This window comes from Gracilimonas amylolytica, assembly GCF_002911695.1.
GTDB classification, from domain to species: Bacteria; Bacteroidota; Rhodothermia; order Balneolales; family Balneolaceae; genus Gracilimonas; species Gracilimonas amylolytica.
Genome location: NZ_PQBS01000010.1, coordinates 75,128 through 92,417, shown reverse-complemented (window position 1 = coordinate 92,417; position 17,290 = coordinate 75,128). Strand labels below are relative to the sequence as shown.

The following is a 17,290-nucleotide window of genomic DNA, read 5'->3' as shown; positions in this document are numbered from 1 at the left end:
GATGCAAAAACGCAGCGATTTTTATTTCCGATATCCACCGAATATCCATGAACTGGATCTGGCTACGATGGTGAATATGTATCGCAGCCGGGGTGAACCGAGAAAAGCTCAGCCCGGGCAGCCCTTTGCATGTGCCTCGACGGGGCACTTACTGCGCGAAGCCAAGTGGTGGTTTGGGTTGTATTACTCACAAGGTACCTGGGATGAGATGCTGACCAAGGGCAGTGAAGGTTTCCCGCTGACGGATGTTGAATTGAATGTACTGGGAACGGTGTACATCAGTGAAGATGAACCTCCACACCGGGAATATGTTGAAAAAAGTGCCGGTGTGACCGAGAAGCTGGCCTATCTGATCGTGAATGACCTGCGTTCGTTTGGTTTTCTGGATGAAGATGATTCCGGGTTTTTGAGGATCACACCCCGGGGAGAAAAAGCCCTCCACGGGATTGCCCGGCGCATCTATGAAAAGAGGTTCATGCCGGAAATGCTAAAGACCTTCACCCCGACCGACGAACCGCAGATCGAGCAGGCTCAGAAAGAAGATAAAGAGCAAACCAGCTTATTCTAAGGATCACATTTGTGGATACATACGATCTCGGGGGTAAAACCTACTCCTTTTCACGCTACCCTAAAACAACCAACCGATCACTGCGAGCCTGGAGTGCAGCCGATGAATATCTGATCGATCATATCTTTGAGGGTGAACAACTAAAACCTGATGCCAACATAGGGATCGTGAATGACCGGTTTGGGTTTTTAAGTTGTCTGCTGAACCGATTTGAGCCAACCGTGATCTTAGAGCGAAAAAGTCAGGAGCGGTCTATTCTTCAAAACCTTGAGGCGAATCAGGTAGATCCCGGTAAGATTCATTTTATGCATCCTTTGGATCAGCCGCCCCAAAAGTTTGACCGGGTAGTACTAAACACCCCAAAATCGATGGATCTGTTTGAGCTGTATCTGCATCAGGTTCACACTCATTTAAAGGATGACGGAGTGGTATTCTGCGGATTCATGACCAAATATTTCACGCCGCAGATGCTGAGTATTGCAGAGACCTACTTTGAGCATGTTAAACAAAGCCTGGCGCGAAAGAAATCGAGGGTTCTGGTGTTGAAAGGAAGGAAGCCATCCGTCAATAAGCCCCTTGTTCACCGGCTTGATTATGATTTTGACGGTACAAATAACCAAAAGCTACAGCAGCATTATGGGGTGTTCTCTTCAGATCATATCGATTATGCCACACAGTTTTTGATCAGTCAGCTTAAGGTCAGGGATTCAGAAGATCACATTCTTGATATGGCTTGTGGGAATGGGGTGATCGCCAAGGCGATACAGCTTCAGAAACCGGAAGCAGAGATCTACCTGACTGATGATTCGTATCTTGCGATAGAATCTGCCCGTCTTAATATCGAGGGTCCGGGCATACACTATTACTGGAACGACCGCCTGGATGAAATCCCCGATCGAAGTATAGATCTGGCCGTTAGTAATCCACCTTTTCATTTTGGTCACGAAACAAATATCGAGGTCACCATTCGGTTGTTCAGGGAGGTATCGGAGAAGTTAAAACCCGCCGGCCGGTTTGTCTGCGTAGCCAATCAGCACCTAAACTACAAAACCCACCTTGAGAAGCTCTTCAAGGTAAATGTGCTGGCTCAAAACGATAAGTTTATTGTTTATGAATGTGGGTGCGAAGGTAAGTAACCTGAATGACGAAAATCCATCATTTCGTCCTATATAATTAAGTATCGGAAAGATGACTATGGCAATGGACGGGGTGATGGATGAGTTTGATTTAACCACCTAACCCTTTACCCACTCCATCACCCGGTTCCATTTAGGTTCTTACTTTATAGGTTAGGTATAAGCGGAACTGAATGATGGAGTTATCCTACCCATTACAACATGATCAAATACGTGATCTTGGCAACGGCGGCCTGACTATTCATGATCATATCACGCCTTGGGTCGAAGAGCATTTCGTTATCGCCGGTTAGGTGATAGGAGGTATTGATGACGAAGAAAAGGTCACTGCCGGGTGTGTGGATCCAGTTTACCCTGAGGTTTGCCTGAAGATCTCTTGAGAAATTATCGTACTGTATCAGAGCTTTGGCAAAGAGCTTGCGGCTCAGGGCGCCCAGAATGGAAGTTGAGACGGTGGTGGCTTCAAACTCACCGTTAGTGATTGGCAGGTCAATGATACTGTGATCTAAATTGGCCTCAAGGTGTAAATGTTTGGACTGACGAAACCCAATACTGCCACCAAATTCTGTTCTGTTTCCATTGAAAAACTCACCAATGCCCGCTGATGCCGACCCAAAAACACGCTGACTTTCATCGGTTGTAATGCTAAGTCCTACTCTGTCGAAAGTATATTCACCGGCCGGTATGATAGCATCAGGCCGGATGGAAAACGGGGAAAATAAACGTTCAAATTCCCGGTTAGCAGAAAGGGTTATGTTTTGATTTCTACTGAATTCAGCACTTATACTTCCGGACCAATAGGTCGATTGTTTGACCCCATTCTGTCCTTCTATATAATCATAATCGGTTCCTATGTTGAATCGCCGGATACCGGGTATGGCCGCGATATCGACCGTTGGGTTATATCCCAGATTACCCGAGTATTCCCTCATATCAAGGCGTCTCACAAACCCAAGTGCCGGCGCGTAGTTTGCTCCCACACTTGTAAATGAACCACCGGCTTCGTAGGTGTCATTCTGAAGCTGAAGGCTGGCATGACCTGCCTGATCGTTCAGGATATCGGTGTTATCCCAGACCTTTGTGTACCAGGCATTAAATTCACTGGAAGTCCAGAACCGGTATTTTGTATCAAACCCGAGGGCGCGATTATATCCATCAACCTGCTCCACGTTAGTGATGATACTGCCAACGGTTGCTCTTGGAAAGACATTGGTTCGGATCCTCGCTACCGAATTATTAACCGATTGACTGCCAAAGGCCTGCTTCAGTTTGTCACCTGTTTCAATATTCATGGCACCGATCGAGAATCGGCCAACCTGCCCGGTCATGCGGGCCCCGGTCAGGATCTGATCGGTCAGGCCAATTCGCCTTGAGAAAAAGGTTTGGGTTGAACGTGCATTACCATGTTCAAACAGACCGGCTCGTTCCAGGAAAAACTCCCGTTTCTCCGGGAAGAAGAGACTGAAACGGGAAAGGTTCAGCTGTACATTATCGGATTCCACCTGAGCAAAGTCGGTGTTTACGGTCATATCCAAAGTCAGGTTAGAAGTGATCCCCCATTTCATATCACCGCCAATGTCGTAGGTATAATCGGTATCGGTCGCTTCGTTCTGAAGATCCGGTCGCACTTCCTGCACCCCTGAGATCACATAAGGCTTTAACTCAATATTATTCCCACGCCGAATATTCCGGATGCCTTTCAAAGTTCCGTATTGGGAGGCGGCGGCCAACACGCCAAAACTGCCCCCGTATTCCATCCCGATAGCCGGCCAGAGCACACGTTCGTTCTTACGGTTGATCATACGTGAGACCATAAGCCCAAACTCAAGTTCATCACCTTCCGGAAAGCGAAGCTGCCTGAACGGAATGGAAACCTCAAGGGTCCATCCCTCCTCATCGATCTTGGTTTCGCTGATGAAAACCGCATCCCACGAAAAACTTTCGTAGCTGATCTTTTCATCGGTTACCAGGGCATCATCCTGAGTGCCAAGCGCATTCATTTCAAACAGGTAGGCATTACGGCCATCGCGATAGGTGTCGATACCGATATAGGCGTGATCATCCCGGTTGTTGCGGCCACCCCGTTCCAGGTTCTTGGCGCGGATCAGCTCGGGATCCTTATCATAAAAACGGAATGCGAAATAGAGGTGATCGCGGTCATAGGCGATCCTGACCTCAGAGTCTTCAGTGGCTTCAGCACCGTCGTTTGGCCAGACCTGTGTCAGGTTCGTGATGGGTTGAATATCCTGCCAAACCTCGTCACTCAGGTCTCCATCTACAAAAGGTGGATTTTCGGTGAATACAGCCGTGACTTCAAAATCGGTGGGATCCGGAACCGGTGGTTGTATTTGCCCGAATGCACTGAATGAAAACGCTGTGAAAATTAGTACACAGGCGGCTAAATATATGGACCTCATTACTTTCCTGATATTTTTGTTGATAGAAGTCAGGGAAAGTAAAGATTTTGAATATCAGGCGGAGGTGCATTTTGTAAAAAGATATCGAAGCTACACCTCCGGTCTGAATAGCCACAGTTATTCGGCACTTTCGATGATGGCATTTGCTACACGTTGTGGAACACGCTCATCAAAGGGACTTGGGATGATCTTATCCGGGGTCACATCTTCCACACAGTCGGCAATGGCTTTAGCGGCTGTGATGAACATTTTTGTGGTCAAGCGCGTGATGCGGGCATCCAAGGCACCGCGGAACAATCCCGGAAAGGCGAGTACATTATTGATCTGATTAGGGAAGTCTGAGCGACCGGTTGCAACGACTGCAGCTCCGGCTGCTTTGGCATCTTCCGGCAGAATTTCAGGATCCGGATTCGACATCGCGAAGATCATGGGATTATCGTTCATGCTTCGAACCATTTCCCCGGACAATACATTAGGCACGGAAACACCGATGAAGACATCCATGTCTTTAACCGCATCTTCCAGAGACCCTTTACGCCCTTGTTTATTAGTGATCTCAGCCATTTCCTTCTTCGTGTGATTCAGGCTTTTTCTTCCTTTGTAAATGATCCCACGGCTGTCGCACATAATGACATCTTTAACTCCGGCGGCAAATAATAACTTCACAATAGCCACACCGGCTGCGCCCGCTCCATTGACCACTACCTGAAGTTCACTCATTTCTTTATGAGTGAGTTCAAGAGCGTTGTACATTCCGGCCAGCGTTACAATAGCTGTACCATGCTGATCGTCATGAAATACAGGGATGTTGAGTTCCTGCTTCAGTCGCTTTTCAATTTCAAAACAGCGTGGAGCCGAGATGTCTTCCAGGTTGATACCGCCAAAACCGGGAGCAATATTTTTTACCGTATGGATGATCTCGTCGGTATCCTGTGTATCAAGGATGATGGGAAAGGCATCTACATTGGCAAACTTTTTGAACAGTACGGATTTTCCTTCCATAACCGGGAGAGAAGCCTCGGGGCCAATATTTCCAAGACCTAAAACCGCAGAGCCGTCACTGACCACGGCCACCATATTTCCTTTAGCTGTGTATGTGTAAGCTTTTTCCTTGTCTTCAGCGATCTCCTGACATGGTTTGGCCACACCGGGTGTATAGGCAATGCTCAGGTCGTCTTTGGTTTCGAGAGGCATTTTGGGTTCAACAGAGATCTTGCCTTTGTATTTTTCGTGTGCTTCGAGAGCCAGTTTGGCGTAATCTTTTTGGGACATGGTATATGATGAGTTTAAGCGTATGTAAGCTTAATTAAAGTGAGTTTTAAAAAGTTCATTAAATAAAAAAGGCGTTGCAATGAGCAACGCCTTTAGATGATCTGCTAAAAATAAGGAATTATTCACTCAACATTGAAGCCACATCGAAAGAATTATTATCTGAATTAATATCAGCTAAACGCTCGGTTGGATCAATGGTGATGCTCTTGATCTGTGAGGCCGGTTTGTTGATCACCAGGTTGTAAGTCGGCTCAACCCAGGTCCAGTCTCGCAGAACCGTGCGCTTCATGTCGGTTTCGATTGGTTTTTCGCCACGCATCATACGCAGTGGCAGGTAGAACAATTCCTTTTCACCATTGGTGTATTCCACCACAATATCGAGTGGCATAGGCATCAATTTGTTGCGCTCAAGTTTGGCAACGGTCTTGTTCTCGTCTCCCACTACCGATTCAATTCCGTAATCGATGGTCTTCGTGGTTTGCACGAAATATTCGTAATACCAGTCGAGGATCATACCGGATTCCTGCTCCATGATGTTAACGAAATCGAGGGCGGTAGGATGCTTCATTTTCCAGGTTTCATGGTATTTCAGCATACCGTTCCGGAAATCTTCTTTACCGATAATGTACTCCAGTTGATTCAGGAATACAGCTCCTTTGGAATATGCGGCCACACTGTATGCGCCATTGGTATTGTAATGATCGGCATGGGTGGTCATAGGCTCTTCATTGCCGCTTTGAACAATGTAATTGTAGCTTCGGTAGGAGCCGGAGTGAACATTGCCGTCACGGTCAAATAAATGAGCCATGGTTTCTGAGGAAGCAAAACTGGTGAAGCCTTCATCCATCCATTCGAGCAGGCTTTCGTTGGTGGCCAGCACATTCTGGAACCAACTGTGATACATTTCGTGAACCATCACGCCAACCAGGCTACCAAGGCTTCTTCCACCGGTAATAAGGGTTCCCATAGGGTATTCCATTCCGCCGTCACCACCTTGCAGGTTGGTGTATTGCGGATAGGGATACTCACCAAAGTGCTCATTGGCATATTCAAAAGCACCGATGGTGTATTCCACCAGCTGCTCCCAATTCTCTGTGTACTGAGCGTTGGCTTCGTCTGAAGCTCCTTCAACAACGGCAGGCTGCTGATACAGAAAATGTAGTTTTGGTCCGTTGGGAACCTGAGCCGTAACGTGTTTGAAATCCGGATCGGCTCCCCAGAAGAAATCGATCACATTTTCGGCCTTAAAGTGCCAGGTCATTTTATCACCACGTGGGCGCTCTACACGTGCACTTTCTTCTTCATATCCGTAGCCGATCTCATTCGGGTTTTGGAGAACACCGGTTCCACCTAATACATAATCCTGATCGATGGTGATCTTGACGTCAAAATTGCCAAATGGAGCGTGGAATTCACGTCCAACGTACTCATTTGGATGCCAGCCTTGGTAGTCATATTCAGCCATTTTAGGGTACCACTGACTCATTGAGAACTCAACACCCTCAGCGTTATTCCAGCCGGAGCGGCGGATCTGCAAGGGAACCTGAGCATCCCATTCCATTTCGAATGTGGCTTTTTCACCTGGGCCGATCGGCTCGTTAAGGTCAACTACCAGCACGGTGCCGTCCGTTTCATAATCTACGGCACGACCGTTTTGTGTAAGTGAATTCACTCTTTGGTAACCGATCTCATCTTCGGAAAGATTGTAGATGCGGTCACCCACCCGGCGATCCGGATCAACGATGGTTCTGGAGCGAATATCCATCATGCTTTCCGGCTGGAAGGCATTGAAATACAGGTGGTAGTAAACCCGATCCAGGGTGTGGGGCGAATTATTGGTGTAAACCAATGTTTGCTTACCCGCATATTGATGGTTTTCAGCATCCACGTCAATCTCCATGGTGTAATCCACGTGCTGTTGCCAGTAATCACGGTTCTGAGCCTGCAAAACAGGCAGTGTTAAGATGGTAATTAGTAGTAGCGATAGTAGTTTTTTCATACAGTATAAATTTACCGCAGAGAGCGCAAAGTTTACGCAAAGCACGCGGAGTTAGAGGTTATTTACAACTCGTCGAAAACCGTTTATTAATAAATTAGTATTGAAGTTAATAAGTAAGCCAAGTTTTGAATCAGATAATTTTAAATATGTTAAAACCTGAGCTAAATGAATGTCGTTGAGGGCATCAACTGATTTAATCTCTACAATGACTTTATGGTTAACAAAGATATCAACTCTGTAGCCAACTTCCATTTCAACTTCTTTATAAACTAAAGGGAGTCCTCTTTCTGTTTCAACAAACAAATTCTGCTGCATCAATTCATACGCTAAACATTTTTGGTATGCTGATTCTAACAAGCCGGGACCAAGCGCCCGGTGAACCTGAATGGCAGAATCCAAAACTATTTTTGAAATATCATTCTCTGTCATGGTCGTTTGTTCTTAGCGTACTTTGCATGATCTCAGCGATCTCTGCGGTAACAGACCAAGTTAAAATAAACCGCAAAGAACGCAAGGGTTTCGCAGAGTTTGCTAAGCCCATGATTAAAAAGAGTTCCGGCTGGCGAAGGCACGGCTTAAAGTGGCTTCATCGATGAACTCCAGTTCGGTTCCCATAGGAATTCCATAGGCAATACGCGTTACCTGCACATCATATTGCTTCAATAATTTGTTGATGTAGTAAGACGTGGCCTCACCCTCCGCATCCGGGTTCAAAGCTAATATCACTTCATTGATCTGATCATCTTCCCCGACCCGTTTCAGTAATTCCTGAATACGTAATTTGTCGGGACCAATGTTGTCCATAGGAGAGATCACGCCTCCAAGAACATGATATCGGCCCCGGAATTCATTCGATTTTTCGATGATATAGACATCATTGAATTCTTCCACCACACAAATGGCTGAGGGATCTCTTTTGGGGTTATCACAGATCTTGCAAGGATCGGAATCACTTACATTTCCACAAACGGAACATCGGGTTACCTTTTCCTTGAGGTCAACGATAGCCTGAGCCAGACTAAGGGCATAATCGCTATTCTGTTTTAAAAGATGGATGGCAATACGCTGAGCTGATTTTCTGCCGGTTCCCGGGAGCTTGGAAAGCTGCTCGATCGCCCGTTCTAAATATTCTGAGGTTATTTGCATGTTTTAAGAGGCAAGGCGCAAGGTATTAGGTGTTAGTGTTTCTGAAACCTAACCCCTTGAACCTTGTACCTGATTTATAGTCCAAATTTAGACATGTCCATTCCGGGAATACCGCCGCCGGGCATCATATTCTTATACATTTCCTGCATTTTTTCTTTAGATGCCTCCTCAGCTTTTTCAAGAGCTTTGTTAACACCGGCCACGATCAGGTCTTCCAGCATTTCTTTGTCGGCCGGATCAACCACATCATTGTCCATTTCAATGGAAACGATCTGCTTGTTGCCGTTGGCTTTCACTTTCACCATGCCACCGCCGGCTTCAGCCTCTACGATCACGTCGTTGAGGCCTTCCTGCGCCTCCTGCATTTTCGATTGCATTTCCTGGATCTTGCCAAACATATCGGCCATGTTAAAATTGTTCATAAGTCTTCGATTTGATTTAGTGAATTCGATGTAATGCCACTTTGACCACTGGCGTAAAAGCACGGGTCATTCATGGGGTGGCAGGTGTTAATATTCAAGTTCAGCCCCAAAGATCTCAACGATATCACGTATGATGGGGTCTTTTTGTTGTATTTGTTTAAAGCGCTCGTACACGCTCATGGGTTTGTCTTTTTCATCTATCTCACCCACGGAGATGTTAAAACGCAGTACGCTGCCTGTAAATTCCTTTAGCTTGAACTGCAGATCCGTACTCTGCTCATCCAGCATTTTCTGGGCAAAACTGTTATCACACTCCAGGTGAAGTTCTCCGCCTTTAACCTTCTTAACTTTGGTTCGCTCCATCTGCAGATGTAAAAGCATAGGGAAATCACCTTTTAATGACTCCAGGTATTCAACCCAGATCTCCTGAACATATTCTGTGGTGATCTTCTCAGGGAGGTCTTTTTCAGAAGAGGTTTCCGTAGGGGCACCATTAGACGGTGCCGTTTGTTTCTGCTTTTCGGACTGAACCGATGCACGGGCCTTTCGGGCTAAGGTAGTGATCAAAGCAGGAGCGCCAATATCAAAATCATCGTCTTCCTCTTCTTCAATTTGAGTATCGACTTCAGCTTCAGCTTCGACCTCAATTTCAGATTCTTTTGGTCCGGGAGAGCTACCGTCCGATCCTACTGCTTCAGAGTCAGTTGAGGGGTTGAGGGGCTGAGGTTCGAGGTTTTCCTCAGTTGATTCGGTCTCATCAACCGGTTCAGATACTTTTTCGGCCTGTTCTTCAGGTTCAGGCTTCACTTCTTTTTGGGTTGAACCGTTTTGGGAAGGGGCTACGAAGTTACCGGAGTTTTTTTTTAACTCCTGAAGTCCGGCCAGCAGTTCAGAAAGTTGCTCACTCCGCTCCATGTGAATGAGCTTCAGCAGGGTGATCTCAAACTGTATTCTTGGCTGACTCGCATCCTTCAACTTGATCTGTGCTTCGCTGATGATATGCAGCATGCGCATCAGGTCATCCCGTGAAAAATCTCCGGCCGTCTGCTGATACCGTTTTTTGGTTTCCTCAGAGGCCTCCACCAGGTACAGCTTAGATGTTTCGTGAGCGATGTACAAATTCCGGAGGTGTTCCGTCAACCCTATCAGATATTCCTGAATGTCATAGCCTTCCTGAAGCAGCGTGTTGATCAGTTCCAGTCCACGGTCGGCATCATGATCCTTAACGCACTCCATAAATTCAAACAGGCGATCGGTTCCCACCACATTGAGTGCCTGCAGCAGTTCGTTGTGAGTGATGGTATCACCACAGAATGCTATAGCCTGATCCATGAGCCCAAGGGCATCGCGCAGGGCTCCGTCCGCTTTTTTAGCGATCACATGCAGGGATTCCTCATCAATGGAAATATCTTCATCCAGGGAGATCTTGCGCAAACGCTGAACGATCTCATCTACTGAAATTCGTTTGAAATCGAACCGCTGAACGCGGGATAAAATGGTAGGCAGAACCTTGTGCGGTTCGGTGGTGGCAAAAATGAAAATAGCGTGCTCAGGCGGTTCCTCAAGCGTTTTTAGCAGGGCATTAAATGCCGCTTTACTGAGCATATGGACCTCATCCACTATAAAGACCTTGTATTTACCATTTTGCGGAGGGATCCGGACGCTTTCGCGAAGGTGATGTACATCATCCACCTTATTATTGGAGGCGGCATCCATCTCAACGATGTTCAATGTCTGATTCAGCGACTCCCCGTCAATGCTGCTGTCGATCTCGTTAATGGTACGGGCCAGCACCCTCGCCATGGTGGTTTTACCCACTCCTCGCGGACCGCAAAACATGTACGCATGAGACAAACGATTCTGCTTGATCGCATTTTTGATGGTGTTGCTCACATGATCCTGTGAGACAATATCCTCAAAGGAAGTCGGCCGGTATTTTCTGGTAAGTGCGCGGTAAGTGTCTGACATTGATAAATCGGTTTTTCAATCAAAGCAATGTACAAAAAGGAACAGAAAAAATTGGGGTGAATTGGGGGATTAAAAACGTAGTGTGAAATAAATTTCTATGTTTAGAAATACTTTTATGGTTCATATGAAATACTAATCCTGATATTGAAATACTTCTTCCAGTCCTACCCCAAATACGTGAGCAATTTTGAATGCCAGTTCCAGGGAAGGGGAGTACTTGGCAGCCTCCAATGCGTTAATGGTTTGCCGGGTTACACCCACTTTTTCAGCCAGTTCAGCCTGGGTCATCTCCCCGTTTTGAAATCTTAGTGTCCGGATATTATTTGCGATCTTTTTGTCTTTCATCTTCTTGTCCTTGCCTTACATCTTTCGATAGAAGTAGATCTGTGTTGTACGATTCACTACAGAGGAAAGAACCAGTGTGACCACCAGCAGGTGGATCAGAGATAGGGTGCCGTACATAAATGGGGCATAGGAAAAGATGTTATCCATGATCACCTGAAAAAGAACAAACGAAACCGCGATCGCCAGGAAGTAATAAGCGTTTTTAAATCCTTTACCGGCTATCTTTTCATCACGCTCATCTTTTTCTACCTCATGTTTGTTTTTCAGGATACCTATCCCAACTTCTACGATAAGGGCAAACAGAAAGATCTTGAACAAAACGGATGATAATTGATCTTCAATGGCAGCCCATTCTGAGGGAAGTCCAAACATAGTTAGTCCATAAAAACCTAAAATGGCAATTGATGAAAGCAGTGAGGTCCAGGCATATATTTCTTGTTTTGACATAAGTATAATGTGTTGTTAAGAGTCGGGTATTCTTTACGTGATGTAAAAAATATGTTACATAGAAATGTCAATTATTTTTTCGAGAGCTGAAATAATTTCGAAAAAACGTCTATGTAATGATTCTGTGCAACTTTTCTATCAAAACTATGTAGGATACCCGAGCGATCAAGTCATTTAAGATCAGGTAAAATGAAAGCAGCGTTATTCAAAAAGTATGGAAGTCGTGACTCAATTGTGGTTAGTGAGGTTGAGCTTCCGAAAATAAAAGAACATGAAATACTCATCAGGGTTAAAGCGACCACTGTTACAGCTGTGGATGCTATTTTCAGGTCAGGAAACGATCTGTTTCCCAGAATGGCAACGGGTTTATTTTCACCCAGGATCAAAACACTTGGTACGGAATTATCCGGTGTGGTAGAGGCTCTGGGTGAACAGGTTAATGACTTTAAGATCGGGGATGAGGTCATAGCTGACAGTGGGACAAATTATGGGGCTCATGCGGAGTATGTGATCGTTTCTGACAAGGATCCGATCGTTCATAAACCGGAAGGTCTTTCTTTTGAAGAAGCTGCGGCCGTACCTTATGGAGCTCTCACAGCTTTACCGTTTTTAAGAGACCACGGTAAGATAAAACAGGGAGATCGGGTGTTGATCATTGGAGCATCAGGCAGTGTGGGTACTTATGCCGTTCAATTGGCAAAATATTTTGAGACAGAAGTAACGGCCGTTTGCAGTTCAGAAAAGGTAGAGCTGGTCTCATCTTTGGGAGCCGATCACTGTATCAACTATCAAACAACCAAATTGGAGGACATTGAGGATCAGTTTGATATCATTTTTGATACAATTGGGAAGTATTCGATGCGTGTATTGAAACACTTACTTAGTCCTCAGGGAATTTACCTGACAACAGTGCTGAGTTTAGGTTCCGTGATTGATATGTTGATGACAAAGGGAACTGATAAGAAAAGCATACTGGCTTTAACAGGTCTTAGGAAAAATGAGGATAAAACGGCGGACTTGCTCTTTATCTCAGAGCTTTTCAATCAAAAAAAGCTTATATCCGTCATTGACCGGAAGTATGATCTTGATGCTATCCATGATGCATTTGAGTATGTATCAAAAGGACATAAATCAGGAGCTGTGGTCGTTACAACCTAAACCTATCTTTGAGGATTTTTACTCTGATCGCGGATGTTGAAGCTGATTAAAAATATCTTGTTTGCCGGGGTCCTACTCGGATTGTCGGCCGGTGCAATATACTGGACCGAAGCTGAAAAAGAGATCCGGATCCTGTGCCTGATGTTTGATGCCGGGGAGTCAGCAGATTATGTAACCAAGACCCTGAATACCGGAAACCTGCTTAAATATGAACGAAGTGGGGATAAATTGATGGTATGGAGCAACTACGATCTGCATTCGAACAGGTGTACTGTAGAATTTGCAGGGAATGACATCATCAATAGCAGAACGTATGTCAATTATTTTGACCTGAAGGCATGGTTGGTTTGGGGTTCAACTTTCGTTTCGCTTGGATTCATTGTTTTTCATGGGCTGCTGGCAAAAGGGTACCCGATTGGTGCGTATGCATGGGGTGGGAAGAATGAAGTGCTGCCAAAGAAATTTCGATATGGCAGTCTGTTTTCAGCCATCTTGTTTGCAGTAGTCGTCCTGTTACTTCTTGGCGCTAATTTAGAATTTCTGCGTATTGCAGAAACCTACCCTGTATTAGGGTTGGTATTCATGATCAGTGCCTTTTTCAATTTTAACACCGGTAGTGTAAAGGAGAAAAGAATGGGGGTACCATTGGCTGTGCTGCTTTATTTGAGTTTTCTCGTGCTCTCCTTGCAGTAAACGGGTGCAGTTTACCGAACTCTAAACGAATCTCCCTCCGTCAGCAGCTTAAAATTCACGCCTCGGTTTTCCTTTAAGCGCATTGCTGCAGAAAAATCATTTTCAGGATCCTTCATGCCATCGTCGGCGAGTGGAAACGTACCAAAGTGCATGCCAAAGCTGATCTCAGCTCCCACATCCTTATGAACCTGAATGGCCTCTTTCGGATTGACGTGCATGGGTTTCATGAACCAGCGGGGTTTGTAGGCACCGATAGGGATCAACCCCACTTTGATATCGGGGTAACGCTGACCGATCTCTGTGAAAAAGGGACCATAACCGGTATCACCGGCAAAATAAACATCACCGGCCGGGGTTTCGATCACATAGCCGTTCCAGAAGGTCTTATCACGGTCAAATAATCCGCGGGCAGAAAAGTGCTGAGCCTGAACGGCATGAACCGTGATGTCGCTGTCGATGACTTTGTCCTCCCACCAGTTTAACTCAAACACCTTGTAGATGCCGTTACTGTTCAGCATGCGACCAACGCCAAGAGGGGCGATCACACGGGGCTCATAGGCTTTATGGACCTTTTTAAGGGTTTCAATATCCAGGTGGTCGTAGTGATTATGGCTGATAACAATAAGATCGATACGGGGAAGGTCCTCAAATCGGATGCCGGCAGGGCGGAATCGTTTGGGGCCAGCAAAACTAACCGGACTCACACGATCACTCCACACCGGATCGGTCAGAATGTTAACCCCGGCCACCTGAATCAGAAAGGTGGAGTGGTTCACATATGTGATGGTCATTCCATCGGTGACATTTTCAGCCGGTTTTTTGGCAAAGGTGATCTCAGATTCGGGAATTGGGCTCCATTCTCCCTGATCTCTTTGAAAGTACCACTTCATGACATCCATAAAGGATTTATCGGGAACTTCTCCGGGGTTTTCAAAGGTATTTCCGTTGAAGTGCTCACTGACCGGACCCTCATATCCCGGCTCCGATACATACCAGCCAACAGAGGCGATAAACAGTGCGGCTGTAATAAGCAGGATCAAAAGTATGGTCACGATTTTACCAATGAGTTTCATGGGTTGGTTTTGTTTAACGGCTGCTTTAAGGTTTTTGGGGATAAGTAAATAAGGGAATAGGTGATATTATGCACTGTGTAATACAGACCTTAAATCCATTCATTACGTTCCCTTATATACTTATTTCCTTATCACTGACCATTCTGCTTCAAATGCTCCTCAAAGAATTGATAGATCCTGCGATACTCATCATACCAGGCATCTTCATCCTGAAAACTGTGACGTTCGGTAGGGTACATCATCATCTCAAAGTTCTCGTTGCCTGTTTGAACCAATCTCTCAATGTATTGTACCGCATCCTGAAACCCGACATTATTATCAATGAGCCCATGCAGGAGGATGACCGGTCGTTGCAGGGAATCCGCATAAGTCAAGGGATTACTGCGTTCGTAGTGTTCCGGAAATTCTTCGGGATCACCCAGTCTTGGCAGGGTGTACCATGGATTGGTGTAGTAGTAGTTCTCCCAGTTGGTGACCGATCGCAAGGCGGCTGCAGCATCAAAGTGTTCCGGTGAAACTCCCACGGCATAAAGTGCCATGAATCCACCATAACTTCCTCCGTAAATACCTACTCTGGAGGTATCCGCTTTGTCATAATTATCGGCCAGGAAGGCAAGACCATCTTCAATGTCCTCGGTCTCGTACTTACCCATCCAGTTGGTCACATCCTCCCGGAATTTACGGCCGTATCCGGTACTGTGTCGGTAATCTACTTCGATCACGTAATAACCCTCATGCGTCAGGAACTGATGAAACATGTACTCGCGCCAGTAACTGCTTGACCATCCTTTATAGACATTTTGCAGAGAACCGGCTCCGTGAACAAATACCACCACCGGATTTCCCTCCGGGTTTCTGCGTTCCGGCTTTAGCACCGACATGGATAAACGGGTTTCTCCATCCCTACCCGTGAACCGAACGTAATCTTCCTTCTGCCAGTCATATTCAAAGAATGACTCAGGTACAGAATTTGTCAGCTGTACTTCTCTTTGAGGGATCTTGGTATCGACCATATACAGATCAAAGGGCTCATTGAAATAGGTTTTGCTGTATACAACATACCGTCTGTCAGGGCTTAAGTTGAAATCTTGCCGGAAGCCCTCAGCTGAGGTTAATTTGGTTGGCAGATTGTTGATGATATCCAGCCTGTACAATTGCACTTCACCCGGATCCATTTCATTGGTAGCCATTACAATGGTACGTTCGTCCATCCAGGTTGCCCAGGGAATATCGTACTCCCCAAAAGTATGTTGTTCAAAACCTGATCCATCGGGATTGACGGTATAAATGTGATTCCATCCATCCTGCTCGCTCTGAAACATCAGGCGTTCGGTGGCCGGGGCAAATTCCATGTTGGTGCCATAGAGCCAGCCTTTGGTGGAATCCTCAAAAAGAACCTTTGAGCTAAGGTCGTTTGTATTGAACACCTCGATCCGGCGCTTTTTCATGGGGGCGTCGATGATATCCAGGGCAAAATGTTTACCGGTAGCGCTGATATCAGAACTCACATATCCCTTGTGTTCCAGGATCACTTCCACGTCACCACTATCGATCGGGGCTACGGAAAATATTCGGTTTGGAATACCGCGTCGGGTTGATCCGGTTTCTACGTATTGACCGGCATATTCCGGGAAGTAATATTCGGTATAATCCGAACTATCAAATTGACTCAACAAGAGTTTGTTGCCTGCCCATCCGGCTACGCTGTAACCGGGGTCATCTTCTGCTTTATTGGTGATCTGCTTGATGAAAGCTTCTTCCACGCCTGATATCCAAACATCTCCGCTCTGAACGAATGCAAACTGAGTACCATCGGCATTCCAGACCGGGTTATAATCAAAATCCTTGGAAGCGACGATCAGTCTTTGTTCTTCAAACTTGGAGTTAGCCAGGATCAGGTCCCCATCCTCAGTAAACAATACATGCTTACCATCCGGTGACCGTTCATAATTCCGGACCACACCCTCCGGGGCTTCCTTTTGATTCTTACCGCTCAGGCCAACCTGAAAGAGTTCCCGGTCTGAAGTGGCCGAATCACTCCAGCTAAAATAGATAGTCTTGCCGTCGGGTGAATAATGTGAAAAAGAGGGTCGGGTTCCCGGGATGAATGGTTCGTGGAAAATATCCTTCAGGGTTAATTCATCCGGAAATTGTTGGGCTTGTGCAGTGAGGTCGGCACCGATAAACAATACCATTACAAGGGCAGTAAATAAATGCTTCATAGGATCTTGATGGTTCAAATTTGACTAATTGTGGAAAAGAGGATAAAAACTTTGGGGGAGAAATATTGAAAAAGTTGGTTTAATCGGTTCCGCAAAATTTGATAAACCTCAGTACGGATTCGGCATTTATGGGTACAGAAGCTTCAGTATCTTTGATTAGAAAATTTAACTAAAAAACGAGAAGCACCATGAGATCCATAACTTTGAATATCGACGGAATGGGATGTTCCGGATGCGTGAATACGGTTGAAAATACCCTTGCCGCTCTGCCTGGAGTAAAAACCGCGATCGCCAATTTGGAAAAGGGCATCGCTGAAGTGGACTACGACGAGAATGAAGTAAAGGAAGAAGACTTCAGGAAAGCCGTGGAAGAAGCCGGTTACCAGATGACGGGTATTTCAAACTAAATTAAGAGCTATGTCTT

The 17,290-nt window shown here is 45.8% G+C and carries 16 protein-coding genes; 5 read left to right on the top strand and 11 right to left on the bottom strand.

All coding sequences use genetic code 11. From position 1 onward, the window contains the following. Position 1 precedes the first annotated feature (1 nt). Positions 2 to 568, top strand: a complete 567-nt coding sequence (locus tag C3B73_RS02730) for a hypothetical protein (RefSeq protein WP_103664103.1) — start codon at positions 2 to 4, stop codon at positions 566 to 568. 11 nt (positions 569 to 579) lie between these two features. After that, complete coding sequence (locus tag C3B73_RS02725; RefSeq protein ID WP_103664102.1) at positions 580 to 1,704, top strand: class I SAM-dependent methyltransferase; 1,125 nt, start codon at positions 580 to 582, stop codon at positions 1,702 to 1,704. Between the two features lie 194 nt (positions 1,705 to 1,898). Here the strand turns inward: C3B73_RS02725 and C3B73_RS02720 are convergent, their stop codons facing one another. The 9 genes from C3B73_RS02720 to C3B73_RS02680 form a co-directional block, all read right to left on the bottom strand. Beyond that, positions 1,899 to 4,121 carry a DUF5916 domain-containing protein gene (locus C3B73_RS02720; RefSeq protein WP_103664101.1) on the bottom strand — a complete coding sequence of 741 codons (2,223 nt, stop codon included), beginning with the start codon at positions 4,119 to 4,121 and terminating at the stop codon, positions 1,899 to 1,901. Positions 4,122 to 4,238: 117 nt separating this feature from the next. Next, on the bottom strand, positions 4,239 to 5,393 hold the full coding sequence (locus C3B73_RS02715) for an NAD(P)-dependent malic enzyme (RefSeq protein WP_103664100.1): 1,155 nt from the start codon (positions 5,391 to 5,393) through the stop codon (positions 4,239 to 4,241). 118 nt (positions 5,394 to 5,511) lie between these two features. Further along, complete coding sequence (locus tag C3B73_RS02710) at positions 5,512 to 7,392, bottom strand: M1 family metallopeptidase (RefSeq protein ID WP_103664099.1); 1,881 nt, start codon at positions 7,390 to 7,392, stop codon at positions 5,512 to 5,514. Between the two features lie 51 nt (positions 7,393 to 7,443). After that, complete coding sequence (locus C3B73_RS02705; protein ID WP_103664098.1) at positions 7,444 to 7,821, bottom strand: GxxExxY protein; 378 nt, start codon at positions 7,819 to 7,821, stop codon at positions 7,444 to 7,446. 114 nt (positions 7,822 to 7,935) lie between these two features. Continuing rightward, complete coding sequence (gene recR, locus C3B73_RS02700; protein ID WP_103664097.1) at positions 7,936 to 8,538, bottom strand: recombination mediator RecR; 603 nt, start codon at positions 8,536 to 8,538, stop codon at positions 7,936 to 7,938. 74 nt (positions 8,539 to 8,612) lie between these two features. Next, positions 8,613 to 8,960: a YbaB/EbfC family nucleoid-associated protein gene (locus tag C3B73_RS02695; protein ID WP_103664096.1), complete on the bottom strand. Its 348-nt coding sequence runs from the start codon at positions 8,958 to 8,960 to the stop codon at positions 8,613 to 8,615. A gap of 87 nt (positions 8,961 to 9,047) precedes the next feature. Continuing rightward, the gene (dnaX, locus tag C3B73_RS02690) at positions 9,048 to 10,928 is read right to left on the bottom strand and encodes a DNA polymerase III subunit gamma/tau (protein ID WP_103664095.1); all 1,881 of its coding nucleotides are present in this window, start codon (positions 10,926 to 10,928) and stop codon (positions 9,048 to 9,050) included. A gap of 132 nt (positions 10,929 to 11,060) precedes the next feature. Further along, positions 11,061 to 11,273 carry a helix-turn-helix transcriptional regulator gene (locus tag C3B73_RS02685; protein ID WP_103664094.1) on the bottom strand — a complete coding sequence of 71 codons (213 nt, stop codon included), beginning with the start codon at positions 11,271 to 11,273 and terminating at the stop codon, positions 11,061 to 11,063. A gap of 15 nt (positions 11,274 to 11,288) precedes the next feature. Beyond that, a complete protein-coding gene (locus C3B73_RS02680) occupies positions 11,289 to 11,720 on the bottom strand; it encodes a hypothetical protein (protein ID WP_103664093.1) in 432 nt (143 codons plus the stop codon). A 189-nt stretch (positions 11,721 to 11,909) separates the two neighbouring features. On the opposite strand from C3B73_RS02680, the gene C3B73_RS02675 reads away from it, so the two are divergent. Next, a complete protein-coding gene (locus C3B73_RS02675) occupies positions 11,910 to 12,878 on the top strand; it encodes an NAD(P)-dependent alcohol dehydrogenase (RefSeq protein ID WP_103664092.1) in 969 nt (322 codons plus the stop codon). 33 nt (positions 12,879 to 12,911) lie between these two features. Further along, positions 12,912 to 13,571, top strand: coding sequence for a hypothetical protein (locus C3B73_RS02670; protein WP_103664091.1), 660 nt, complete (start codon positions 12,912 to 12,914; stop codon positions 13,569 to 13,571). An 11-nt stretch (positions 13,572 to 13,582) separates the two neighbouring features. Here C3B73_RS02670 and C3B73_RS02665 read toward each other — a convergent pair whose 3' ends face one another. Then, complete coding sequence (locus tag C3B73_RS02665) at positions 13,583 to 14,644, bottom strand: MBL fold metallo-hydrolase (RefSeq protein ID WP_103664090.1); 1,062 nt, start codon at positions 14,642 to 14,644, stop codon at positions 13,583 to 13,585. A gap of 131 nt (positions 14,645 to 14,775) precedes the next feature. Beyond that, positions 14,776 to 16,866, bottom strand: a complete 2,091-nt coding sequence (locus tag C3B73_RS02660; protein ID WP_232802951.1) for an alpha/beta fold hydrolase — start codon at positions 16,864 to 16,866, stop codon at positions 14,776 to 14,778. Between the two features lie 188 nt (positions 16,867 to 17,054). On the opposite strand from C3B73_RS02660, the gene C3B73_RS02655 reads away from it, so the two are divergent. Beyond that, positions 17,055 to 17,273 (top strand): heavy-metal-associated domain-containing protein, encoded by a 219-nt coding sequence (locus C3B73_RS02655; RefSeq protein WP_103664089.1) that lies wholly within the window; start codon positions 17,055 to 17,057, stop codon positions 17,271 to 17,273. The last annotated feature ends 17 nt before the right edge of the window (positions 17,274 to 17,290 follow it).